Annotated in this window: 18 protein-coding genes and 2 pseudogenes; 13 read left to right on the top strand and 7 right to left on the bottom strand. The window is 65.8% G+C overall.

Annotated features, from left to right (window positions below):
• Positions 1–129 precede the first annotated feature (129 nt).
• Both LT988_RS03075 and LT988_RS03070 read left to right on the top strand, forming a co-directional pair.
• Positions 130–2,463 carry a DNA internalization-related competence protein ComEC/Rec2 gene (locus tag LT988_RS03075; RefSeq protein ID WP_232408781.1) on the top strand — a complete coding sequence of 778 codons (2,334 nt, stop codon included), beginning with the start codon at positions 130–132 and terminating at the stop codon, positions 2,461–2,463.
• A 146-nt stretch (positions 2,464–2,609) separates the two neighbouring features.
• A pseudogene (locus tag LT988_RS03070) lies at positions 2,610–2,882 on the top strand (PfkB family carbohydrate kinase); the annotation flags it as partial.
• A 131-nt stretch (positions 2,883–3,013) separates the two neighbouring features.
• Here LT988_RS03070 and LT988_RS03065 read toward each other — a convergent pair.
• The 4 genes from LT988_RS03065 to LT988_RS03050 all read right to left on the bottom strand — a co-directional run bounded on the left by LT988_RS03065 (position 3,014) and on the right by LT988_RS03050 (position 6,203).
• Entirely contained in the window at positions 3,014–3,232 is a 219-nt protein-coding gene (locus LT988_RS03065; protein ID WP_232407222.1) for a hypothetical protein, read from the bottom strand.
• A gap of 18 nt (positions 3,233–3,250) precedes the next feature.
• A complete protein-coding gene (locus LT988_RS03060) occupies positions 3,251–4,096 on the bottom strand; it encodes an ExeA family protein (RefSeq protein ID WP_232407221.1) in 846 nt (281 codons plus the stop codon).
• On the bottom strand, positions 4,093–5,538 hold the full coding sequence (locus LT988_RS03055) for a DDE-type integrase/transposase/recombinase (protein WP_232407220.1): 1,446 nt from the start codon (positions 5,536–5,538) through the stop codon (positions 4,093–4,095). The genes LT988_RS03060 and LT988_RS03055 overlap by 4 nt, the downstream gene beginning before the upstream one ends.
• Before the next feature lie 140 nt (positions 5,539–5,678).
• Positions 5,679–6,203 carry a hypothetical protein gene (locus tag LT988_RS03050; RefSeq protein WP_232407219.1) on the bottom strand — a complete coding sequence of 175 codons (525 nt, stop codon included), beginning with the start codon at positions 6,201–6,203 and terminating at the stop codon, positions 5,679–5,681.
• Between the two features lie 143 nt (positions 6,204–6,346).
• Here LT988_RS03050 and LT988_RS03045 point away from each other — a divergent pair.
• The 3 genes and pseudogenes from LT988_RS03045 to tsaB form a co-directional block, all read left to right on the top strand.
• Positions 6,347–7,072 (top strand): annotated as a pseudogene (locus LT988_RS03045) (adenosine kinase); the annotation flags it as partial.
• A gap of 175 nt (positions 7,073–7,247) precedes the next feature.
• On the top strand, positions 7,248–8,201 hold the full coding sequence (locus tag LT988_RS03040) for a hypothetical protein (protein WP_232408780.1): 954 nt from the start codon (positions 7,248–7,250) through the stop codon (positions 8,199–8,201).
• 261 nt (positions 8,202–8,462) lie between these two features.
• Positions 8,463–9,143 carry a tRNA (adenosine(37)-N6)-threonylcarbamoyltransferase complex dimerization subunit type 1 TsaB gene (tsaB, locus tag LT988_RS03035; protein WP_232408779.1) on the top strand — a complete coding sequence of 227 codons (681 nt, stop codon included), beginning with the start codon at positions 8,463–8,465 and terminating at the stop codon, positions 9,141–9,143.
• Here the strand turns inward: tsaB and LT988_RS03030 are convergent.
• Complete coding sequence (locus LT988_RS03030) at positions 9,127–9,393, bottom strand: hypothetical protein (protein WP_232408778.1); 267 nt, start codon at positions 9,391–9,393, stop codon at positions 9,127–9,129. The genes tsaB and LT988_RS03030 overlap by 17 nt on opposite strands.
• A 195-nt stretch (positions 9,394–9,588) precedes the next feature.
• On the opposite strand from LT988_RS03030, the gene LT988_RS03025 reads away from it, so the two are divergent.
• The 4 genes from LT988_RS03025 to LT988_RS03010 all read left to right on the top strand — a co-directional run bounded on the left by LT988_RS03025 (position 9,589) and on the right by LT988_RS03010 (position 13,859).
• Positions 9,589–10,827 (top strand): glycerate kinase type-2 family protein, encoded by a 1,239-nt coding sequence (locus LT988_RS03025; protein ID WP_232408777.1) that lies wholly within the window; start codon positions 9,589–9,591, stop codon positions 10,825–10,827.
• Positions 10,824–11,660, top strand: coding sequence for a ferritin-like domain-containing protein (locus LT988_RS03020; protein WP_232408776.1), 837 nt, complete (start codon positions 10,824–10,826; stop codon positions 11,658–11,660). Before LT988_RS03025 ends, LT988_RS03020 begins: the two co-directional genes overlap by 4 nt.
• 263 nt (positions 11,661–11,923) lie before the next feature.
• Positions 11,924–13,177 (top strand): bifunctional alpha/beta hydrolase/OsmC family protein, encoded by a 1,254-nt coding sequence (locus tag LT988_RS03015; protein WP_232408775.1) that lies wholly within the window; start codon positions 11,924–11,926, stop codon positions 13,175–13,177.
• A gap of 157 nt (positions 13,178–13,334) precedes the next feature.
• Entirely contained in the window at positions 13,335–13,859 is a 525-nt protein-coding gene (locus LT988_RS03010) for a TIGR00645 family protein (protein ID WP_232408774.1), read from the top strand.
• A gap of 734 nt (positions 13,860–14,593) precedes the next feature.
• Here the strand turns inward: LT988_RS03010 and LT988_RS03005 are convergent.
• Complete coding sequence (locus LT988_RS03005) at positions 14,594–16,144, bottom strand: glycosyltransferase family 39 protein (RefSeq protein ID WP_232408773.1); 1,551 nt, start codon at positions 16,142–16,144, stop codon at positions 14,594–14,596.
• Positions 16,145–16,563: 419 nt separating this feature from the next.
• Here LT988_RS03005 and LT988_RS03000 point away from each other — a divergent pair, with 419 nt between their 5' ends.
• The 4 genes from LT988_RS03000 (at position 16,564) to LT988_RS02985 (ending at position 22,801) form a co-directional block, all read left to right on the top strand.
• Complete coding sequence (locus LT988_RS03000) at positions 16,564–17,682, top strand: glycosyltransferase (RefSeq protein ID WP_232408772.1); 1,119 nt, start codon at positions 16,564–16,566, stop codon at positions 17,680–17,682.
• A gap of 192 nt (positions 17,683–17,874) precedes the next feature.
• Complete coding sequence (locus LT988_RS02995; protein ID WP_269752094.1) at positions 17,875–18,567, top strand: response regulator; 693 nt, start codon at positions 17,875–17,877, stop codon at positions 18,565–18,567.
• Positions 18,564–19,907, top strand: a complete 1,344-nt coding sequence (locus tag LT988_RS02990; RefSeq protein WP_232408771.1) for an ATP-binding protein — start codon at positions 18,564–18,566, stop codon at positions 19,905–19,907. Before LT988_RS02995 ends, LT988_RS02990 begins: the two co-directional genes overlap by 4 nt.
• Positions 19,908–20,536: 629 nt before the next feature.
• Positions 20,537–22,801, top strand: coding sequence for a PKD domain-containing protein (locus tag LT988_RS02985; RefSeq protein ID WP_232408770.1), 2,265 nt, complete (start codon positions 20,537–20,539; stop codon positions 22,799–22,801).
• A 399-nt stretch (positions 22,802–23,200) separates the two neighbouring features.
• On the opposite strand, the gene LT988_RS02980 is transcribed toward LT988_RS02985, so the two are convergent.
• Positions 23,201–23,965: an EAL domain-containing protein gene (locus LT988_RS02980; RefSeq protein WP_232408769.1), complete on the bottom strand. Its 765-nt coding sequence runs from the start codon at positions 23,963–23,965 to the stop codon at positions 23,201–23,203.
• Positions 23,966–24,033: the final 68 nt, after the last annotated feature.

Here is a 24,033-nt window from a genome sequence, read left to right as displayed (position 1 = left end):
GGGGGGTCTTACGTCAGAGGGAAAGAGCAGGGAGTATATAGCAGTCATGGACAGATGCCTTGGTCAGTATTGTCGCGACTGTTGCGGTCCGTCGAGCGGCGATCACAAACCGCTCATGGCACCGCGACGGTGATCGGAAGTACGACCGGCGCCGGTCTCGCGTTCGCGTCCGGTGTCTCCGTCATTTACCTGCTGCCCAGGCTGCCGCCGCTTGTCCTCGCCGGCTTCGTTACTGCCGGTTTGGGCGTCGCCGCGTGGCGCTGGCGCCTGCTCCGACTGCCCTTCTGGCTGCTGCTCGGCGCATTCTGGGCGCACTGGCACGCCTGCCTTCTGCTGTGCCCGCCCTTCCCGGATGATCTGGCCCGTGCCCCGCTGGTCGTGGAGGGGCGCATCGCCTCGATCCCGAACGAGTCCGGTCTTGCACGGCGATTTCTGTTCGAGGTGGAGCAGGCCCGGAATGAGGGCGAGCTGATCCCCTTCACCGGCCTGGTCCGACTCTCCTGGTACGAGGACGCGCCGCCCTTGCGCGCCGGGGAGCGCTGGCGCCTGCCGGTGCGGCTCAAGCCCAGGCATGGTCTCGCCAATCCCGGTACCTTCGACTTCGAGCGCTGGTTGTTCGAGCAGGGTGTACAGGCGACGGGCAACCTGCGTCGGGGCGAGCCGCCGCAGCGGCTCGATGCGGGGGCCGGCCGCTACTGGCTCGACCGTCGGCGGCAGGTCCTATCCGAGCATCTCGCCCGAGTCTTGGACGGCGCGCCGGCTCTGCCGCTCGTGCAGGCCCTGGTGATCGGCGATCGCTCTGGATTCGGTCAGAACGACTGGGACGTGCTCACGCGCACCGGAACCAACCACCTGGTCGCCATCTCGGGGCTGCACGTCGGCCTGATTGCCGGCGCGATCTTTCTTCTCGTGCGTTGGCTTTGGTCGCGCAGTGCGCGCCTTACCGTCGCGCTTGCCGCACCGCGCGCGGCGGCGATCGGCGGGATGATCGCCGCGCTCGGCTATGCCGGGCTGGCGGGCTTCGCGATCTCGACCCAGCGCGCGCTCGTCATGATCGCCGTGGTTTTCGCGGCGCTCGTTTGGCGGCGTACGCTTCGGCCTTACCACGCCCTCGTGCTCGCCCTGGTCGGGGTGCTGCTGGTCGATCCAAGGGCGGTCCTGTCGCCCGGGTTCTGGCTGTCGTTCGGCGCCGTTGCGGCGCTCTTGTTCAGCCTCGGACAACGGCTGCCGAGCCGCGATCTCTGGACGCGGTGGGGTCGCGCTCAATGGGCGGTCGGGATCGGCCTGCTGCCGCTGCTGTTCATGCTCTTCGGACGTGCCTCGCTTGTCGCACCGCCGGTGAATCTTGTGGCCGTGCCGGCTTTCAGTCTGATCCTGCTGCCGTTGGTCTTGGCGACGAGCCTGCTGAGCCTGATCCCCGGGCTCGGCTCGGTCCCCGCGTGGCCGTTGCAGTGGACGGCGCATCTGCTCGGGTGGTGTCTGGACGGGCTCGCCCGGGTTGCCGCCTGGCCCTGGGCCGCGATGGCGCTGCCCGAGCGTCCGCTCTGGGTCTGGCTGGCCGCGGGCGCCGGGGTGCTACTGATGCTCGCGCCGCGAGGGTTGCCGGGGCGCTGGCCAGGCCTGCTGCTCGTCGTTCCGATGTTTGTTCTTCGGACACCGCAGCCGGACGATGGGGATGCCTGGTTCACCCTGCTGGATGTCGGGCTTGGCCTGTCCGCCGTGGTGCGCACCCGAGAGGGCACGCTCGTCTACGACACCGGGCCTGGATTCCCGAGCGGGTTCGATACGGGCAGTGCGGTTGTCTTGCCGTTTCTGGCGGCTCAAGGGGTGCGGCGGATCGAGCGACTGGTCGTCAGCCACGCCGACCGGGATCACGCCGGCGGTCTGGCCGGTCTCGCGGAAGGTATCCCGATCGATCGCATCGACAGCGGAGAGCCCATGCGTCTGGGCGTGCAAAACGTCGTGCCGTGCAGGGCAGGCGAGGGCTGGGAATGGTCCGGCGTGAGGTTTCGGTTCCTCCATCCGGACGGCGCGGGGTTCCGAGGCAACGACGCCTCTTGCGTGCTGCGTGTCGAAACCGGGGGGCGCTCGATTCTCCTGACCGGCGATATCCAGGCGCGGGTCGAGCGCCGCCTGGCACGCGCGTCGGGCGAGGCGATCGGGAGCGATGTTCTGGTTGCCGGTCATCACGGCAGCGCCACCTCGACGCATTCCGATTTTCTGGACGCCGTCGCGCCGGGATTGGTCCTCTTCGCCTCGGGCTATGCCAACCATTTCGGTTTCCCCGTTGCGGAGGTCCGCGAGCGGGTCTCGGCGCGCGGTATCCGCACGCTCGACACGGGTCTTGTCGGCGCGATCGAGCTGCGACTCGGCTCTGACGGTACCATCGAGGGCCCCTGGACATGGCGGGAGCGCGCCGGCCGGTTCTGGACCCATCGCGCAGACGGATGGCTGGGCCGTTGAACCCTGCCGGCTCCGCCGGGCTCCGAAGACACCTCCGACCCCGGCCACTTCGAATCGACCGAGGCGGTCACCTGCACCCTGCCTTACGGAAAACCGGCGTGCGCTCGGTATACACTGGTGCCTTTTGAGCAAGGAGAAGAGGATTCATGGCGAAGTATCAGGTCTACGGCATCGGCAATGCGCTGGTGGATATGGAATACGAGGTGGATGCGGCGGATCTCGGCATCCTGGGGATCGACAAGGGTGTTATGACCCTGGTCGACGAGGCGCAGCAAGCGGCGATCATGTCGCACCTCAAACATCACCAACCCCAGCGCGGGTCGGGCGGATCGGCCGCGAACTCGGTCATCGCGCTCAGCCAGTTCGGCGGCAAGGCCTTCTACTCCTGCAAGGTGGCCGACGACGAGTTGGGTCACTTCTGAGTGCGGTCAGCGATTTTGATGGTGGCGTGATCAAGTTGCGTGATGGGGGTCGGCGAAGCGCTCCCGCGGTCTCGCGCGGCCGGGGTATGGGCCGGCGGCGCGAGGTGGATCAAGCGCGGTGACGGGACTCAGAACAACAGGGGATCGTCGAAATCCGGTCCGTCGAACAGGTCCGGTTGGTGGTCGCGAGGCCGGTTGTCGTCGCGTTCGGCATCGCGGATTTGGGAGGCGTAGCGGGTCTCGAACTGATCGGTCAGTCGGAAGAGGACCTCCCGGATGGCGAGGACCGCGTCATCGGACAGGGGTGGCCAGAAGAATGGCTGCAGGGTGGTGTCGGGCTGCGGCATGGTGGTGCTCCGAGTCGGTCAACGTGGCAGGGCGGCCCGCCGCGGGGTGGCGGTGGTGGGCGGGGTGAAGACCTCGAGGAAGAGCGCCTCGTCGAGGTGGGGGCGCTCGGTTTGGGCGGCGACGGCGAGCAACTCGGCGGCCAGGGTGGTGAGGATGCGGTAGTTGCCGGCGGCGTGGTCGCAGAGGGTGTGTTGCAGGGGCTCGCTCATGAGGGCGGCGTTGCCGGCGCTGGCGCACAGGTGTTGCAGGCAGGCGAGCAGCTCCTCGCGGCGCGCATGCTCGGTGGCCAGACGGGTGCGGATGCGCGAGCCCAGGGGCAGCAGCTCCTCGCGGCGCAGGTGATCGGTGAGGCGGGTATCCCCGGCGAGGACGACGCACAGCAGCGGTTGGGAGTCGAAGCGGGCGCTGGCGAGCAGGCGCAGCTCGTTGAGCACGGCGGGGCTCATCTCCTGGGCCTCGTCCACGAGCAGCACGGCGCGCCGGCGGGTGGTCTGCAGATGGCCGAGCCAGGTGGCACGCAGCGCCTTGAAACCGCCCCAGCGGTTGTGCGGACGCAGCGGCACGGCGAACAGCTCGCCGAGCTCGCGGTAGAAATCCCCGAGGCTGCTTTGCGGATGATCGATGGCGCCGACGCTCAGATCCGGGAGCCGGGCGAGACGCTCGGCGAGCAGACGCAGCACGACGCTTTTGCCGGTGCCCGGTTCGCCGTGGATCATCGCAAACCCGCCTTCGCGGATCTGCGCCTGTTCGATGCGCCACAGGAAGTGTTCCACGCGCGGGGGGATGTAGAGCGCCTCGATCGGCAGCTCCGAGGAGAAGGGATGCCATTTCAGGCCGTAGAGGGCGAGCAGTCGCGCATTCATCGGGTGTCCTCGGCGGTGTTCAGGGGCAGATAGGCCGGCGGCAAGCCGGTCGCGGCATGGGTCTCGAGGAGCTGGCGCAGCAGCGGCGCCATCCCGCTCGGTGTGCTCGGTTGCGGCACCGGTGCGCCGGGCACCAGCGCACGGCGGGCCTCCCCGGCATTGGCGGCCTTATCCAGCGGACGCAGGGGGCTCAAGATCGCACCGCTGTGCGGATCCACCAGATCGACATGGGCCAGATCCCAGCGCGCGTAACGCAGATGCACCGTCTCCAGGGCGCGGTAGCGTGCGGGGATTTCCAGGCGGATGCCGGCCAGGCTGACGGTGCCGTCGGCCCGGCGTTGGCGTCGTGCGACCTCGATGCGGAAGGCCGCGCGCAAGGCGGCGGCGTCCGGGCAGGGGCGCGCCACGGTCGGGCCCTCCAGATAGCGCGCCAGCGGCGTAGTGGCCAATTCCGAATGGGTGCTGCGGTGATACTCCTGCTCGACCCAGGCCTGGGTGGCGTGGTTGAGGGCCTGCAGCGTGAGCCCGGACTCGCCTTCGAGCATCGCCATCAGGCGGCCTTCCACGCGGCCCCAAAAGGCCTCCTGCTTGGCGTTCTGATAGGGCGAATAGGGCAAGGTGGTCTGATGCAGGACGCCCAGACGGGCCAATCCGGCGGTCGTCTCCTCGGCCAGCATCGCCGCGCCGTTGTCGGTCATCAGGGCGCGCGGCAGGCCGCGCTTCATGAACGCCTGCGACAGCCCGTGCACCAGCACCTCGGCGGTCTCGTTGGTGTACCACTGCAGGTGACAGACCAAGCGCGAGCGATCGTCGATGACCCCGAACAGCAACGGCGTGAGCCAGGTTCCGGCCGCCGTGAGCACCTTGCGCGAGCCGTGATGGAAATCCAGGTGCCAGAGCGCCGAGACGTGCTCGACCTCGAAGCTGCGCACCTCGCGCTGCTCCAGGCGATCGCGCGCGGCCAGCGCGCCGGCGGTGTCGCGCTTGGGGGTGGCGCGGCGCACCATCCCGTGGGCCTTCAAGTAGCGCCGCACGCTCGGATAGGACGGCACCGGGGTGGCGGTGCCGGCGAGGGTCGCGGCCAGGTTGTCGCGATGCAGCTGGGCGGTCCAGCCGGGATGATCGCGGTACTGCGCCTGCAGGGCCTCGCGGGCGGCGGGCAGCACGCTCGGGAAGGCCCCGCGATCGGCGCGCACGCGATTGCGCAGCACCGCCACCGGATCGGGCGCGGCGCGCGCGGCGTAGTACCAGCGCTCGAGGGTCGACACACCGAACCGAACATCCAGGCCGGTGACGGGATGGCGCCAGGTCTTGGCGGCCAAGGCGGCGAGTGCCGCCTGCAACTCGCCGTCCGACGGCGGGGCGGCGAGCAAGGGTCCGATGATCGCAAAGCGCACGCGGGCCCAACGCTCGCGTTGCGGAACCTCCACGGGGGTCGGCATAGGGGTCTCCCGGCCACGGCGCCGGGGGTTCCGACACCTTCGCGACCAGCCTAGCCGGGTGCCCCGGCGCCTTCGAGCTGCATCCTCTGCGTGGCGTCAGCCGCCCTCGTGCAGCCTGCACGAACGACTCGTCAAGGGACTCAAAAAGCGCAGCAACGCCACCAGGGCGTCCGCGGCATCGCCGAGGAAGCGCTCGAGCAGACTCCCCGGCGCCTGCTGCAGATCCACCGGCGGGACAAAGCCCCCTGCGCGCTGCACCACAGCGGGGTCTGCGCCAACTGCTCCCGCCACCAGGTCTGCCAGCGCCGCAGGGTGCGGATCGGGACCGCCAACGTCGCGGCCAAGGCGTCCGCTTTGGGGTGATGTCCGCTATGGCGCACGCAGGCCACCACGACGATGAGGCCGAGATAGACCCGCCGGCCCAAGAACCGCACCGAGCGCGGCGTCAGGCGTCGCCGACACTGCGCACAGCAAAAGCTGCGACGCGTGGCGAACGCCTCGCGCCATGGCTCCGGACAGCCGCGCGGTTTACGGGGGTAGTCGGCCTGATGCAGCGTGCCGCCGCAGGCGGGACAACCGGCCTCTCGGGCGGCCTCGGCGAGATCCTCGTCGATGTGCAGCAACAAGGCGAAAAACGTGGGGCTTTCAAGGACGGCGTGGCACACTGATGGCGTCTCTTTGTCTTCGCAAACAAGAGACTCTCCCGACGGGTGCTGTTGTTCAAGCACCCCGAGGGAGGCCCACCGCTCGCCCTCATGAAAGATGACGATTTAAGGGGAAATAACCATCAGGGAAGGTGGCCGTGCTCAACTTCTATATGAACGACCTGATCCGCGGCGGCGTGGATACCAACAACCACACCCGCAAGGATGAAGGCCACACCGGACGCTGCGTGGTTCTGGTGACGCCGGACAGCGATCGCACCATGTGTACCTTCCTGGGGGTGAGCGGTGCACTCTCCGCCAACGAGCTGGTCGAGGATGCGCTGCGCGGCTCCGAGTGGTTCTACACGGAGGGCTATCTGGTGACCTCGGATGCCGCTCGCGAGGCGTCCGTTCTCGCGAAGGGGATCGCAGACGCGGCGGGGGTGAAGACCGCGATCTCGCTGTCCGATCCGAATATGGTGAAGTTCTTCAAGGCCGGCCTGCTCGACATGATCGGGTCCGGGGTGGATCTGCTGTTCGCCAACGAGTTCGAGGCGATGGGCATGGCCGGCAGCGAGGACCTCGGTGTCGCGGTGGAGTATCTCAAGACCATCAGCCGGACCTTCGCCGTCACGCGCGGGCCCGAAGGCGCCTTGGTCTGGGACGGCGAGAGCCTGATCGAGATTGCGCCGGTGAAGGTCAAGGCCGTCGATACGGTCGGTGCGGGGGATATGTTCGCCGGTGCCTTCATCTACGGGCTCAGCCAGGGCTGGGGATTTGCGCGGGCGGGCTGTCTGGCATCGGCGGCTTCGGCCAAGCTGGTGACCAGTCTCGGTCCGCGGATTTCCGCCGATGAGACACAGGCGATTCTGAAAGGCTTCGACATCTGATCGATCGTGTTCCGATTCTGCGGAGCGGTCGGCAGTTCGAGGGGGTCCACCGGGGCTAGGATTCAGTCAATGGATTCTGCTCAGCGTACGGACTTGCTCCAGGGGAGGGGGTTTCCGCGGATTGGTCGATCGAGAGATCCGCGGCGGTTCGTCATCGACCCGCGGATTTCGCACGATGACCTTGCAGACTTTTGCACAACCCATACCCGGCTTTCCGACCGGGATGACCTTGTCGATTGCGATCGGCGATTCAGGGTCCTCCGCTCATCTCAAATCTGCAAGCAGCCTGCTCGGGACTCTGCCGTCGGTCGGGGATCGGATCTCTCCCGCCAAGCTCACGGAGATGTTGGAGGCGTTGCTGGCAAGCGACTTGGACGCCGCCCAACGACTGCGGTTTCTCCATGCCTGCAAGGCTCCCTTGTTGGATGCCTGCGAACACGCCGATGTCGACACGGGTTCGCGGACCGGCGATGCGACCGGCGCGAGCGGCGGTGGATCCGGATCGGTGTTCGAGGGGCGTCTCTATCGACTGATGTTCCGCAACCTCGCAGCGGCCATCGAGAGGGCTGCGGACCGACACCGTGCTACCGATGCCGATTTGAACGCGTGGGCGGTCCGTAACTTGTTCCATGTCTTTCAGCATCAGATCCGGCACGCCGCGCGCCTGCAGATCCCGCTCCCCGCCGGATCGTGGCGTGATCTTCATGCCCTGTCGGTGCGGCTCGTGGTGAGCGCCAGATCTCGGCGAGCGGGCGACGGTTCCCGTGATGCCGGTTGCGAGGTCGGCCATCAGGGCGTCAGGTCGATCGAGCTGAGATACAAGGAGGTCCTTCTGCTAGGACTCATCGCGCAGGTTGCCGTCACCGCAATACCGGATTGCGCGAACGGCTTTCACGCTTGGGCGGTCGAAACCCGCTTGGAGAATCCGTTCGGTTTGATCGGCCAGCGTGGATTATGGCTCGTGGATCTCGCAGACGACGCCCCGCCGTGCGAGTGCACCGGGCCATTGGGCCCGGAGTTTCGTGGCTGGGTCCTATTCCCGCCGGAGGATTTTGTTCGCATGCTCGACTCGGCGCGTCTGTCCGAGACCTTGCTTCGCGACCGGGGTGCTCTCTCGTCCCCCGTCTAGGAACGGTTCCAAAAAGCAAAACAGCTCGACGAGAGAATATCCTTGCCGCGGTTGTTGTTGTCGAGTTCGACGCCGACAACGGCGAACACAACGGCAACGATAATCACACCGATGGGATTCGGTGCTCGACTGATTTCCGGGATGTTGCTTGGAGAGCGATGCCGAGCGCCACGATTCGGTCGGATATCCGCAGCGCGCCGCCGACTCCGTATAGAATCGCTGCCAACGATCCCTTGGCAGCGTTGATTCCCTTCTTTGCTTATGACGACTCTTCTCGCGATCGATACCTCGGGCGACGCCTGCTCGGCGGCCCTGCTGTCGGGCGAGCGGATCGAGCAAGTGCTCGAGACCGCGCCGCGTCGGCACGGCGAGCTGATTCTGGGCATGATTCAGCAGGTTCTGGCGAGCGCCGGAACCCGTCTGGACGAACTCGACGCGATCGCCTTCGCGCGCGGTCCCGGATCCTTCACGGGAGTGCGGATCGCGGTCGCCGTCGCGCAGGGGGTCGGCTTCGGCGCCGGTTTGCCGCTCGTGCCGATCTCGACGCTGGCCGCCATCGCGCAGGGAGCGTTCCGGCGCAGCGGTGAACGGCGTCTCCTGGTGGCACTGGATGCGCGGATGGGCGAGGTCTACTGGGGGTGTTTCGAGATCGACGACAGCGGCTTGGCGGTGGCCCGCTGCGAGGAACGCGTGTGTCCTCCGGAGGCGGTCGAGGCTCCGGACGGCAAGGGATGGTTCGGTGTGGGGCCGGGCTGGTCCGTGTACGGCGCCGAGCTTGCCCGGCGAACCCGCGTATCGCCGAACGCCTCTTTCTGCGAGGCGATCTGCGAGGCACGGGATCTGGCCGTACTCGGCGCCGCCGAGCTTGCCGCGGGGCATGGGGTGCCGCCCGAGCTGGCGGCACCCGTCTATCTGCGGGATCGCGTTACGCGGGTCGGCTGAAGGTCTGGCCGTGCTGGACCTGTTGATGTTCGTGGTCGTGCCGGCAATGACGCTTGAGACAAGTGATCACATAGTGGACCAGGGTGCCGCCGACGGCGAGGAAGACCGCCGCGCCGGCGGCCAATCTGACAGTGGGCTCGATCTGGGAGAGTCCCAGCACGAGCCAGGTGATGAAGGCGAGCACGCTCGAGATCAGCACGACCATGACGAAGGGCAACGGGGAACGACTACATTTCGGGCACAGCTTCATGGATTGGACTCGTTCGGATAGGTTTCAGTGGTAGGTCCTTTTGTTCTCGGGTTTCGGCCGTCTACGTCCCTTTCCTTGCTGCCGGATTCTTTTCTAATCATCACTTAGACATTTCTTTTCGCTCGATGACATTGAGAATTGTCAATTTGAAGGCTTGGGTTGTTGTTTTCCAACCCCTCGCTCGGGTTGGTCTCGATGGCTGACGCCGCCTTCGCGCGTCGTCTGTTGCTCGAGGTCTTTGCCGCGGCCCTGCGCGCGACGGAGGGGCGTGCGGTTGTCGGGCAGGCGCTCGTCGCGCGACCCTTGGACGGCCCGGTGTGGATCTGTGCGATCGGCAAGGCCGCGCAGTCCATGGTGCTCGGAGTCTGCGATGCACTGGGTCCGCGCGTTGTCGGCGGACTACTGATCACCAAGCCGGGTCATTTGCATCCCCCGGCACTTGCCGGGCTCGGGATCGAAAGCCTAATCGGCGGACATCCCTTGCCGGATGCGGGGAGTCTGGCGGCCGGCCGGCGCTTGATCGTCGCGCTCGGCGCACTGCCGTCGCAGGCCGAGGTGCTCTTCCTGCTCTCCGGCGGGGCCTCGAGTCTGGTCGAGGTGCCGATCGCGGGACTGGGTCTCGCCGATCTGCAGCGCATGAACCAATGGTTGCTCGGCAGCGGTCTGCCGATCGACGCGGTAAATCGGGTGCGCAAGTCGGTCTCTCGGATCAAGGGCGGAGGGCTGCTCAGCGAGCTCGGGGGGCGGCCGGCGCGCGTGTTGGCGATTTCGGATGTGCCGGGCGATGATCCGGGCGTGATCGGCTCCGGGTTGTTGGTTCCCGAGGTCGGCTTGGCCGAGGCGATTGCTCGGCTTGATCTGCCGACTTGGCTGTCGGATTGGGTCGAGCGCGGTCTGACGGAGGGGGGTCCGTTGCCGAGGCGTGGTCCGCGGGTCGAGCTGGTCGCGACCCTAGAAACCGCCAAGTCCGCCGCGGCCGAGGCTGGGCGTCGTGCGGGTGTCGCGGTCCGGGTCGACGCGCAGCCGGTAGAAGGCGATGCCGCCCTCGCCGGTCGACGCCTGGCTCGCGCCGTGTTGGCCGGACCGGGGGGTCTCTCGATCGCTGGCGGGGAGACGACGCTGCGTCTGCCGGGTGCTCCGGGACGGGGCGGTCGGAATCAACACCTCGCCCTGGCCGCGGCAATCGAGCTTGCCGGTCATGCCGATGTCGCGTTGCTGAGCGCGGGGACCGACGGAACCGACGGCCCGACCGACGACGCTGGGGCCTTGGTCGACGGCACCACGCTGGAACGGGTTCGTGACGCCGGACTCGACGCCGAGCAGGGGTTGAGAGGGGCTGATTCGGGTACGCTGCTCGAGGCGAGCGGCGACCTGATCCGTACCGGACCGACGGGGACCAACGTGATGGATCTGATTTTGGGGTGGCGAGGATGACGCCTGTGCAGGCCAACCTCTTCGATGCTGCAGCCGCCTGTCTCGGCGAGCCGGATCCGACCCGAAAGCAGGCCGCGACGCAGGCGGCGGCCGAGCAATGGCGCGCCGGGGGGCTGCGTGCGGACGCCGCGGATGCGTCCCCCGTTCGGGATCTGCCCGGGCGTCCGGCGAGACCCGAGCTGGTCCCGCCGCGTGCGCTCAAGGCGCGCAAGCTCAAGAGCCGCGAGGGCCGGGCGGCCATGATCCATGCGGTCGCACACATCGAGTTCAACGCCATCAACCTCGCCTTGGACGCGGTACAACGCTTCCGCGAGATGCCGACGGAGTATTACGCCGACTGGATCCAGGTCGCGGCCGAGGAGGCGGAGCATTTCGGACTCATGCGCAACCGACTTCAAGATCTCGGCTACGCATACGGCGATTTCCCCGCCCATGACGGTCTCTGGGAGATGGCACGCGCAACCGCACATGACCCGCTCGTGCGAATGGCATTGGTCCCGCGTGTCTTGGAGGCGCGCGGTCTGGACGTGACGCCCGGGATGATCGCGCGCTTCGAAGCGGCGGGCGACCCAGAAACGGCGGCCTGCCTGGGTGTCATCCTCCGCGACGAGGTTGGTCATGTCGCTGTCGGCTCGCGTTGGTTCAGGCGTCTGTGCAATGACCGCGGTCTCGACCCGGGTCCGCTCTATTTCGAGCTACTGCGGGAATACATGCGTGCCGAGATTCGCTGTCCGCTCAACCTCCCGGCCCGTCGCGAGGCCGGCTTCGACGAGGTCGAGCTCGATCGCCTTCAGGCACTCTGCCGGGCGGGGGAGGGCGGGTACGTCGCCTAATCCGCGGGCGCGGTTGTGGGTGTGCCGATGTGGTTGAATCCGGAAAGAGCTTCCAGCCCGTAGGCGGTGGACGAGCGAGACCGAAGTCCACCGATTTCCGCGCCGGCATTGATGGACTGCGCTGCGTTTGTCCACCGATCCGATCGGCAATCGCCCGGCTTATCCCGACGCTATCCATTGGATAAACAAAAAAAGCTGGTGGCCGGCGGCTGGAAGCTGGAGGCTCTTTCCGAACCGATGGATCTCCAACGAGAGGAACTGGCATGGCTCGTATCAAGCTCGAATTTCCGAATCCCGAGGGGCACACGCTGGTCGGTCTGCTAGAGACCCCTCCGGATCGCGTGCCGACGTCGCGTTATGCCCTCTTCGCGCACTGCTTTACCTGCAGTAAGGATATCGCCGCTGCGACCCGGATCAGTCGAGCCCTGGCTGCGCGTGGGATCGCCGTGCTGCGCTTCGACTTCACCGGGCTCGGCAACAGCGACGGCGACTTCGCCAACACCAATTTCTCCTCGAACGTTGCCGACTTGCTCGCCGCGGCGCGCAAGCTCGAGGAGGAGTACGAGGCCCCGGCGCTCCTGATCGGACACAGCCTGGGCGGCGCGGCGGTCTTGGCCGCGGTGCATGCGCTCCCGTCCGTCGAGGCGGTGGTGACCATCGCCTCCCCGGCCACCGCCTCGCATGTTCAACACCTCCTCAGCGGGGCGCGCGGCCAGTTGGAGGAGACGGGCGAGGCCGAGGTGCAAATCGGGCAGCGGCGCTTCCGCATTCGCAAACAGTTGCTGGAAGACCTGGATCAATACGCCTCGGCGGATCACATCCGTCACCTCAACCGCGCCCTTCTGGTGTTTCACTCGCCGCTCGACACCATCGTCTCGATCGGGGAGGCCGGCAAGATCTTCCAAGCGGCGCGCCATCCCAAGAGCTTCATCTCGCTCGACAAGGCCGACCATCTGCTCAGCAACCGCGAAGATGCCGAGTACGTCGCAGAGACCCTGGTCGCTTGGGCGAGCCGTTATCTGGGCCTCGGCCAGCACGGCTTCGAGCAGAGCATCGGGACCGCACCTCGCGTGGCCGAGAAAGAGGTCCTGGTCACCGAGCTCGATACCCGTTTCCAGCGCGGACTCTACACCCATCGCCATCAATGGCTGGCCGACGAGCCCAAGTCGGTCGGCGGCTCGGATCTGGGACCGACGCCCTACGATCTAATGCTCATGTCGCTCGGCGCGTGCATTTCCATGACGGTGCGGACCTACGCCAGGCACCAAGGGCTTGCGTTGGACGACGTCGAGGTGCGTCTGAGCCAAGACCGGGTGCACGGTCGGGATTGCCGCGATTGCGACCAAGAGGAAGGCAGGGTCGAGAGGATCGAGGTGCGTCTGAACATCCTCGGCGCACTCACGCCCGAGGAACGGACCCGTCTGCTCGGGATCGCCGCCCACAGCCCGGTCTATCGCACGCTTTCCGCGTGCATGATCGTCCGGATCGGCTTCGAGGAGGAGCCGCCGGTCACCTGAGCGCACGCCCAAGCCGAGGTTCGAGGGCTGAACAACCGCGCGCCGTTGAAGTGACGGCCGGGCCCGCGTAGCATCCCGCCCGCTTTCGTCCCGGTGTCCGCAGCTCGCAATCGCCGGACCCCGACTCAATGGCTTGCACGCAAACCGGAACCTCGACATGAAACGGATCGAACACTTCCTGGAATTGGTGATCTTCAGCAGCCGTTGGCTGCTTGCGCCCTTCTACCTGGGCCTTGTCCTCGCGATCGCGCTCCTGCTGGTCAAATTCGTCAAGGAGTTCATCCACTTCGTCCCGCTGGTCTTCAATGCCGAGGCCGGCGAGGTGATCATCGGGCTGCTCTCACTGATCGACGTCGTGATGATCGCCAACCTTGTTCTCATTATCGTGCTCGCCGGCTACGAGAACTTCGTCTCCCGAATCGATACGGGAAGCCACGAGGACCGACCCAACTGGATGGGTCATGTCGGCTTCGCCGAGCTGAAGATGAAGCTCATCGGCTCCATCGTCGCCATCTCCGGCATCGAGCTACTCAAGGCGTTCATGTACGTCGATCGCTTGACCAACGAGGAGCTGGCCTGGAAGGTCGGCATCCACATGACCTTCGTGGTCTCCGGTGTCTTGTTCGCGTTGATGGATCGGATCTCGGCGGACAAGGCGAGCAATCGCGGTGAGGATCATTGATCGACCTAGTCCGTCTCGAACACCCATCCGGTCGGATGCGGTGATCCAGCCAACCGCATCGCTCCCGAGGGTTGAGCTTCGCTCCTGATTGCTTGCCCGTCGGGCTCGCTCATCAACCTGACCACGTTGCTCATCGGAGGGTGGACAAGTGCAGCGCAGGCCACCGGCGGAGTCGCAGGGTTTGATGGACTTCGCTCTCGCTCGTCCATCCTACGGGGCGGCGTTATGAAAGGCACGTTTCGATGCGAAGAGGTTCGGTGGGACATGAAAGACGCCAATGGCAACTCGTAAGCGCTTCACCCGAGATGAAATCGTGCTCTGCATCTATGCCGCGCGATACGACATCGCCGAGATCGGAGGCATCGAGACCATCCACGCACTGCAATCACGCAGTCGTTCATCAATCAGCATGAAGATCCAGAATATCGTTGCAATGTGCGACGATGCAGGGATCAATCGAAACCCGATATCCATCTCGGAGGATGCACGCGTTCGATCGATGAGGTCCGTGAAATGCTGCAGTCGGGTGCTTCGGGTTAGATGCTGAAGCACGACTCGTTCAACTGGCCACCCGCTCTCCGAAAACACTCGTGACATCGCTCCGGCGGTGTCACGCCTCCCTTGGCGCTCCGCGCCACGTTGTCCGGGCTAGGAAAAACGACGGCGCGCATGACAACGCGGTTGTTCGATGTCGTTTAACAAATCCCGCGTGCACCCTCTCCCTACCGTTTGCCTCATCCCTCCGGAAGGTACCGATACAGATTCCAAGTGTGCACCGGGCGCGGGCATGGCGCTTCCGCGGCTTCGCTCACTGGCTGCCCGGCGCAATCGAAGAGCCGGCGATGGGTGTCGCTGCGAAAACCCGCGATGGCGGGCGGCGCCCCGAATCCGGAGACCAGCCAGAAGGCGGAGTCGACGGATTCCGGGTTGATTCGCGGTGCGATCTGTCCTCGCAGATACTCGGAGGGTCGGGTGAGGCCGGGCCATTGGGTCGTGGTGTCTAAGCCCGACGTATAAAACCGCAGCATCGCCGTCGTCTGATACCGGTCGGCAAAGACGGGCTCCCCCAGCGTGGCGACGATCTCGGCCAACTCCCGAAACCCATGGGTCTCGCGCAGGACGCGATTCTGGCTGTCTCCGAGCGGCAGTGCCGCGGTTGCCGCATGGAACGCGTAGAGACTCAGAAGCAGCAGATTGCCCAGTGCGGCGCCGATGGCCCAAGGGCGCAGATTGCGGAGCAGCAGCGCTGCCAAGGGCGCTGCCGAGATCAAATAGACGGCCGGCCAGTTCGGCTCCACGTCGCTGCCGGTTGCGACCAGCGCAAAGAATCCCAAGGGGAAGAGTGTCGCCGCCCACAGCAGAGGTTTGGCGTGTCGAGCGAGTGTCCCGGTCATCTCCTGGCTAGGTTTGTTACCTCGCGCCCGGTTGAGAAAAGGCGCAAGAAGAAGGGGAATCGCGATCAATCCCCAAAACGCGAGCTGGGTGCCCAGATAACCCGAAAGGCTGCCGAGACGCTCTCCGACCGATTGGGGGCCGGCGTTTTCGATGGAACCGGGCGTGCCGACTGGCAGCGCCCCGACCTCGGTCGAGAAGCCGTGGCCGAACTGAAAGCGCATGGTGAGCCACTCGTTCTGCTGATTCCAAAGGATGTTCGGCGCAAAGACCAGCAGTGCGACGAGCCCGCCGAGGTAAGGCCAACGTGTGCGCAGCGCATGCGGGTCGCTGAAAAGGATGGCCAACAGTAGCACCGGCCCGATCAGGACCATGGTGTATTTCCCGAGCAGACCGAGACCGACCGCTGCCCCGGCGGTGAGCCAGCGCCGACTCTGACCTGCGAGCGCGCGCTCGCTCTCGTGCAGGGCGAGCGCCCAGGCCAGGCCCAGCAGGGTGTCGGGCGTCGTGATGACGCCGCCGACGAATCCGGGAATGGTCGCGAAGACCAGGACCAACGCCAAGGCCAGGTCGCGCGTCGCCGTGAGGCCGCAGTTGCGGAAGAAGCGTGCAAGGATGAGCAGGGTCAGTGCGCCGGCGATCAGTGTCCCCGTGCGTGCTGCGAGCGCGGACCCCGGGGCGAGCCAGGTGCCGATGCCGAGCAGGGCCACACCTGGGGGATGATCGAAATAGCCCCAGGCAAGGCTGCGGGCCCAGTCGAAATAATAGGCCTCGTCCTGCGTAACGGGCAGGATTCCGGCGACGCCCATCCGCCAAGCCGTCATGGCCGCGATCAGGGCGAGCAGTAGGCCCCATGCTTGACGGGGTGTATCGATGCCTCGGGTCGTTTCCATGGTCCAGTGACTCGGTCGGTGATCTGATGCGGCGGAGCTCGGTCGCGATCGGTCGAGGTGCAGGGGACGCGATCGCGTTAGACCGCGCCCAGCGCGGTATGCGACGTTCTTGGATGGGATCGGCGCCCGCAGACTTGACTTTCGTTGGAGTCGGCGCGGTTTAAGAGATTAAAAAATATTAAATTCTAAACCGCGTCTCCGCAAAGGTCGGAAAAATCACTAAGCCCAACACAACATGAAAATGACGCATGTCGCTCTGGACGCGGTTTAGAATAGAACGACTTCGGAGCACGGCTCTGCGCTCTCGTCACCGTTCCGGCGTCCGCGGGCGGCAGTCTACTTCAAAGGCGCGCCCCGCACGTTCCTTCCCGCGACGAATCGACCCTTCGCTCATGGCCAACAGGATCTCCGATCAGCCGATGCCCCAACACAACTGCCCTCCGCCCGAGTTAGCCGTCATCGTACCGACCTACCAAGAGTCGGATATGGTCGACGAGGTCGTCCGGCGGGTCGAGGCGGTGTTGCAGGGGATCGACTGGGAGTTGATCTTCGTCGACGACGACTCGCCCGACGGGACCTCGGACCGGGTCCGCGCGATTGCGCGACGGGATTCGCGTGTCAGGCTGGTTCAGCGAATCGGTCGACGCGGACTCTCGTCGGCCTGTATCGAAGGCATGATGTCCACCGCCGCACCCTTTATGGCAGTGATGGACGGCGACCTCCAGCACGACGAGACCCTTTTGCCCAATATGCTCGAGGTCATCAAGGCGGAAAACCTGGACATCGTGGTCGGAAGTCGCTACGTCTCCGGCGGCGGCATGGGTGACTGGAATGCCCGTCGCCAATCCATGAGCCGGTTCGCGACGCGGATCGGCCAGTACTTGATCCATGCGGACCTGCAGGATCCGATGAGCGGGTTCTTTCTGGTGCGTGCCTCCGTTGTTCAGGGGTGCGTGCGGCGTCTCAGCGGGGTCGGCTTCAAGATCCTGCTCGACATCTTCGCCGAAGCCGAGCAGCCCCTGCGCTTTCGCGAGCTGCCCTATACCTTCCGTGCGCGCGAGGCCGGCAGCAGCAAGCTCGACAACGCGGTCCTGTGGGAATACCTGCTGATGCTGACTCAGAAGCTGATCGGCCCGGTGATCCCGGTGCGCTTCATCGCCTTCTCGGCGATCGGCGGGCTCGGTGTTTTCGTGCACATGGCCGTGCTCTGGCCCATGCTGACCCTGCTCGGGACGGACGCCTTCCTGATCGGCCAGTCCGTTGCGACACTGGTTGCCATGACCAGCAACTTCTTTCTGAACAACATCCTGACCTATCGCGACATGCGTCTGCGCGGTCGCCAGTTGATCCGAGGGTGGCTGTCCTTCGTCGCCGCCTGCAGCGTCGGTGCACTGGCCAATGTCGGCATCGCGGACTATCTCTTCCAAGGCGGGCACTCCGGCTGGTTCCTCTCGGCGCTCGCCGGGATCCTGGTCGGCGCGGTTTGGAACTATGCGGTGACGGCCGTCTACACTTGGAAGCGGCCGCGGGCGGCCTAGGTCCGAAGTGCGTTCTCCGGGCGCTCTCCGGGGGTGATCACGACAGGCGGGAAGCGGCCTAGTGGCGCAGTGCAGAGAATCCGAGACCATCCGAGATCATTCACGTTGTCGTTGTCGTTGTCGCAATCGTGGTCGTATCGATGGTCGATTACGACAAAGACAACGACAACGAGCGGTCTCGACACATCTGCCGTGCTGCACTCGGCTGACGGATTCATGCGCATCCTGATCGTCGAAGATGACCCGCTCCTCGGCGCGGGCCTGCGCACCGGACTCTGTCAGGACGGCTATCGGGCAGACTGGGTCGACAGCGCCGACCCGGCCGAGCACGCGCTGCGGGCGGAGCACTTCGATGTCCTGCTGCTCGACCTGGGGCTGCCGGGACGCGATGGTCTCTCGCTGCTGCGCGCTCTGCGCAGCCAGGGGATCGATCTGCCGATTCTGATTCTCACCGCGCGCGATGCGGTGGCGGATAGGGTGGCGGGGCTGGACGCGGGCGCAGACGACTATCTGGTCAAACCCTTCGATCTCGATGAGCTGAGCGCGCGGATTCGTGCGCTGACGCGTCGCCGCGACGGCCATGCGACCCCCCGGTTGCTGGCCGGCGACCTGGCGTTGGACACCGTGCGCCGCGAGGTCAGTCTCGGCGATCGACCGCTATCCCTGTCGCCCAGGGAGTACGCCCTGCTGGAAACGCTGATCGCCAATGCCGACCGGGTGGCGCCGCGCGCGCGGTTGGCGGCAACGGCCTATGGCTGGCGCGACGAGATCGGGAGCAATGCACTGGAAGTGCATATCCACAATCTACGCAACAAGCTCGGGAAACACCGCATCCTCACCGTCCGCGGGGTCGGCTATCGGCTGGTCTCGGTTCCGCAGCCGTGAGCTCGCTGCGCAGTCGTCTGCTGCTCTCGCTCAGCGTCGTCTGGACCGTCATCTGGATCGCGGTGGCCCTGATTGCCTGGAACCGCTCGGGGCATGAGGTCGGTGAATTGATGGATGCGCAATTGGCGCAGACCGCCCATGTGCTGCGTCAAATCACGCTGGCCGGCGACCTGCCCACCATCGCCGGCACGCCCCAAACCCTTTCGCCTATCGGTCATCCCTACGAATCCATGATCAGTTTCCAGCTCTGGCGGGACGGGGTGCTTATCGGGAGCTTCGGGGCGGCGCCGCCGGAACCGCTGGCAGTGCAGCCGGGATTCTCGGATCAGACGATCGGAACGACTCGGTGGCGCGTCTTCGGGCTCCCGACGGGGCGCTCCGGCGAGATAGTCTATGTGGCGCAGAATCACGGGATCCGGCAGGAGTTGAGCGAATACCTGACCCTCCATGCGCTGCAACCCATCCTTTGGTCGCTGCCGCTCACGGTGCTGCTGATCTGGCTCGCGGTGACGGACGGACTGCGCCCCTTGAGCCGGCTAGCCTACGCGATCAGGCAGCGTTCGGCGGACCAACTGGCGCCGCTCGACGCGAGCCGGGCGCCGACCGAGATCCAACCATTGATCGAGGCGCTCGATGGACTGATGCATCGGCTTGAATCCGCCTTGGACACGGAGCGGCATTTCGCCGCCGATGCCTCGCATGAGCTACGGACCCCCTTCGCCATCATCCGTACCCACGCCCAGATTGCGCGACGCAGCACCGACCGCGGCGAACGCGCGGCGGCGCTCGATGCGCTCATCCGCGGGGTCGACCGGGCGACGCATCTGATCGCCCAGCTGCTGACCCTGTCCCGGCTGCAACCGCGGGCGGACGGCAGCGGGCACCCAACCTCCTCGCTGGCCGAGGCGACGCAGCAGTTGGTGGCGGAGAGACGGAGCACGGCGAGCGCCAAAGCCGTCGAACTAGTGTGCCAAATCCCTGAAGGCGAACCGTGTCTGGCCGAGGTCGCGGCGGATTCCTTGGCGATCTTGATCGGCAACCTTCTGGATAACGCGATCAAATTCAGCCCGGCGGGCGGGCGTGTCTCCGTGACGGTCAGTGCGCTGCGCGATGGCGTCCTGCTCTGCGTGGAGGACGCGGGGCGCGGCATCCCGCCCGCGGACCGGACGCGGGTCTTCAATCGCTTCTATCGCCCCGCCGGTCAGACCGAGAGCGGCGCCGGGCTCGGTCTGGCGATCGTGCGGCGCATCTGTGAGCTGCATGACGCCGGGATCGAGTTGCTCGACGCCCGGGATGGGCCGGGCCTGCGCGTCGAGGTGCGTTTTCGCAAGGTGGCGTAGGGGTGAGACGTCGGTCACAAAACTGCATTTTCCCTTCCCGGGCGGAAGGCCGCCTTAAGGTTCGCTTAAGGCATGGCGGGTTAGTGTCGGGGTGGAATAAGCCCCGCTTTCCCGAACCGCCGTGTCCACTTCTTCGACCGGGCCGGCCCTTTGGGCTTGCCGGGGCGCTCCGTCGGGTCAGTCGGCTCGATGAACGCAAGGCGCGCGCGCATGTTCGCCCGATGCCTTTCAGCAAGAGGGTAAGCGATGACACCGTTCGAACCGCCGAGCGCCCTTGGCGCACCCCCGATACGCGATCCTGGACAGATGCGGCACGGCTGGACGAGCGCGTGCCTCTTGGGCGCGATCTGCCTCTTCGCCGCCGGTCTCGTCCTGGCGGACGACCACCGGGATCGTCACGGCGAGGACGATGACGAGCGTGGTTCCTCCCCATCGCCGCTACGCATCGACAGTGCTTCCTGGGACAGCCGCGAGCGACGCCTGCGCGTCTCCGGGCATGGCACGCCCCGAGCGAAGGTGACCCTGGTCAATGCGTATGCCCTGCCCAAAAGCTCGACGACGACGAAGCCGATGAACGCGACGGTGCCTGGTCCATCCGTGAAGAGCGGCCCAGGCCGGTGCCCTGCCGGGTGCGCGCCGTCCAAAGGGACGGAAAGACGGCCGAGCGTGCGGTGGACAAGGCGCCATCCGACTGTGCACCCAAGGCGCCGGGTGGCGGGAACCAAATCCCCTCGGCACGCGCCAACGGCCCCTACAGCGGCCTTCTCGGCACGGCGATCAGCTTCAGCAGCGCCGGCTCGACCGATCCGGACGGCAGCATCGCCGGCTACACCTGGACCTTCGGCGACGGCGCGACGAGCACTCAGGCCAATCCCAGCCATGTCTATGCGGCGGTCGGCAGCTACAGCGTCACCCTGACGGTGACCGACAACGCAGGCGCGACGTCCGCGCCCTCGACCACGACCGCCACCATCTCGGATTCACCCCAGGTCGGATGTACCTCGCCCATCCAGGATCACTGCGACATCACCGCCTATAGCGGCCCCGAGGTCTGCGTCGCCTGCCACCGGGACGAGGCGCGCGACATGCACGGCTCGGTGCATTACCAGCAGGGCGGGGCCTTCGACTTCGTCACCAACATCCCGGTCGACTTCGCGGCGGCCGGCGAGCGACCCGCCAAGGCGGCGGGCGATCTGGTTGCGACCGGCGTCAATACCTACTGCGGGACACACGAGAACTCGCCGCGCTTCACCTGCGCCGGCTGTCATGTCGGGAACGGGCGGTTTCCGATGGCCCAGTCGCTGTTCGAGCAGCTTGATCCGGCGTCCGCGGGGGCCCACGCGCAACTCGCCAACATCGACTGCCTAACCTGCCATCAGGAGGTCTACAAACGCTTCCCGGACTGGACCGCCTCGGGAGAGGGCTTCAGCGATTTCAGCTTGCTCAACCTGGCCGAGGACACGACCGGTGCGTTGATCCGCTCCGACGGCAACTCGGTGCTGCGTACCGGCTTCCAGGGCATCCCGAATGTGAGCCCGGCGGGCGACTTCCTGTTCAAGCCGGCGGGCCTCGACACACTGCCCGCGTCCGTCCCGATGACGCCGATGCCGCTGACCACCCTGGCGGCGGCGCAGAACGTCCATGCCACCACCCGCCAGTCCTGTCTCAACTGCCATGCCGGGGCGGCCGGGGCGGATGGCGCCAAGCGCGGCGATCTGTCGAAGGAAAACATCAACCCGAGCGTCACGCACGACCTGCATATGAGTCCGGACGGCGCCGATCTGACCTGCTCGGATTGCCACAGCGCCATTGGAAACAACGGCGAGAGCCATCGCATACGCGGTCGCGGACTCGACCTGCGGCCCAACGACGTGGCCGAGCGTTTCACCTGCGAGACCGGCGGCTGCCACGACACCCGTCCGCATGGCGACTTCAGCAACACCCGAGGCTCCAGCAAGGACAAGCACGCCATGAAGGTCGCCTGCCAGACATGCCACATCCCGAGCTATGCCAAGGCGGCGGTCGGCACCGAGATCGCTCGCGACTGGCAGGATCCACATCCGTCGGATGCGGCCTGCAACGGCCGCGGCGGCTGGCTCCCCCGCGAGGATAAGGGTGGCCTGGGGGCCACGTCGCTCATCCCCAGCTACACCTGGTTCGACGGTACCTCCGAGGTGGTCTATCTGGAAGAATCGCTCGCCGGCGTGCCTACGGTCCCGTTGGATGCCGCGGTGGCGGCCAATTTCGTCGGCGGCTTCAGTGCCGGCAGCCCGGCTTACGCCCTCGGGATGCCCAATGGCGACGTCACGAGCGCGACCGCCAAACTTTATCCCATGAAGAAGCACTGGGGAAAACTGGCGCGCAATGACCGCAATGACCCCGAAAAAAGCCTGGTCGGACACTCGACCTTCGAGTTCTTCCGAACCGGCAGCTTCTGCCGCGCGGTGGCGGTTGGTCTCGGCGACGATCCCGACCTCGCCTGCAACGGCACCCCGGGCGATACCGAGATGCCCGTCGGAACGACCACGGTCCCGGTCTTCACCTACCAGACCATCAACCATGGGGTCGAACCCGACTCCAACGCCTTGGGCGGAGAGGCGACGGGTTGCGGTTCCTGCCATGGCGCGCTCCGTGGCGGTCCGACGCGGCTGGATATGCAGGGGCTCGGTTACGGTTTGCGGACCTTGCCGAGCGTCGTGATCGGGACGCGCAGGGCCGCGCTCAACGGCTCCCTCAACACGATCTGTACCCAGTGTCATGAGAATGAATCCGAAGATCGTGATTTTGCGTCCGTGCACAGCCGCCATGTCCAGGAAGAGCGCAAGGACTGTTCCGCCTGTCACAACTTCTCGCGGCCGGAGCGGGGGTTGAGCCTGACTCGCGGCGAGGACTGAGAGCGCTGCTCGCGGAAGCGGGCATTGGGGCCGCCCGAGCCGGGCGGCCCTTTTCGTCCGGTCGGTACAGAAAGCCGCACAGGCTGAGTCGCGTGCGGAGGGGCTTGGGAGCAGGGCGGTCATGAGTCACGGGACCCGTTTTCGACGACCAGACCAGTGGCGTCATTGAAGTCGTTGTCGTTGTTGTTGGCCAGGGTGGCGGCGATGGCCTCGGTCTTGCCCTAGGTCGGGGTCTTGCTCGCGATCGCGGTCGGGCTTTAAGTTCAGAGATCCCGGATCGAATCTAAAACGGCCGATCCGAGGTCGGGATCGAGCGCTCGGAAGGGATGGTCTGTCCCGACCTGTTCGATCCGCCGGAGGACCATGCGAATCTCGTGCGTTGAGAAATCTCGGTCAAGGTCATTGAGCCCAGCGGTCAAGTGACTCATAACCGCGAGTCTTATGATGAAAGGCCACGAATTCAGCCGCTGGGATGGGGCGGGAAAAATAGAAGCCTTGTGCCTCTTGAATGCCGGCGGTCCGGATTGAGGCAAGCTGAAACTGCGTTTCGACCCCTTCGGCGACGACCTTCAGTTGCGAGGAACCCAGCAAGGCCCTGACGCTATCCAGCCAAGCGGGCGCCGGGTTTTGTTCGACGATTTGGGAGACGAGGGACCGGTCGAGCTTGATGATGCTGATGCTGCAGCGCGCGAGGACGGCCAGGTTGCCGCCGCCGACCAAGGTGACGTCGTCGAGGGCAACGCGACCGCCGATCGACAAATAGTCGTTGATCGCCGTGACCGCCATCATGTCCGGTATGCCCCGCTCGGTTATCTCCAGGATGATTTGCTTGGTGAATTCGCTGAGGCCGCTGCGATCTGCGGCATAACGTATCCCGCCGCGGCCCACGATTTCAGGCGGTACGTTGATCCCGAGATTCGCGTCCGGGTTGGCCCTGAGCCAGTCGCTCAATTCCGCTGCAACGGTCTCGACCACCCAATAGGTGAGGAGCCCGGAAACGCGGGTATTCTCGGCAATGGGGATAAAGTCCCCGGGAGGCATGATCACGTGATCGGGACGCCGCCAGCGGATGAGGGCCTCGGCACCTGTACAGCGTCCATTCGCGAGGGAAATCGTAGGTAGATACTCGAGGAAGAACTCACCCCGTCTCAGACCGAGCTCCATCGATTCAAGTGTGATCATTTTGGGCCATATCGGGAAACTGAGCTCCTGAACGCTTCTCGGCGAGCATC

It is taken from the genome of Thiocapsa bogorovii (assembly GCF_021228795.1).
Taxonomy (GTDB): domain Bacteria; phylum Pseudomonadota; class Gammaproteobacteria; order Chromatiales; family Chromatiaceae; genus Thiocapsa; species Thiocapsa bogorovii.
This window is presented reverse-complemented; position numbering and strand designations above follow the sequence as displayed.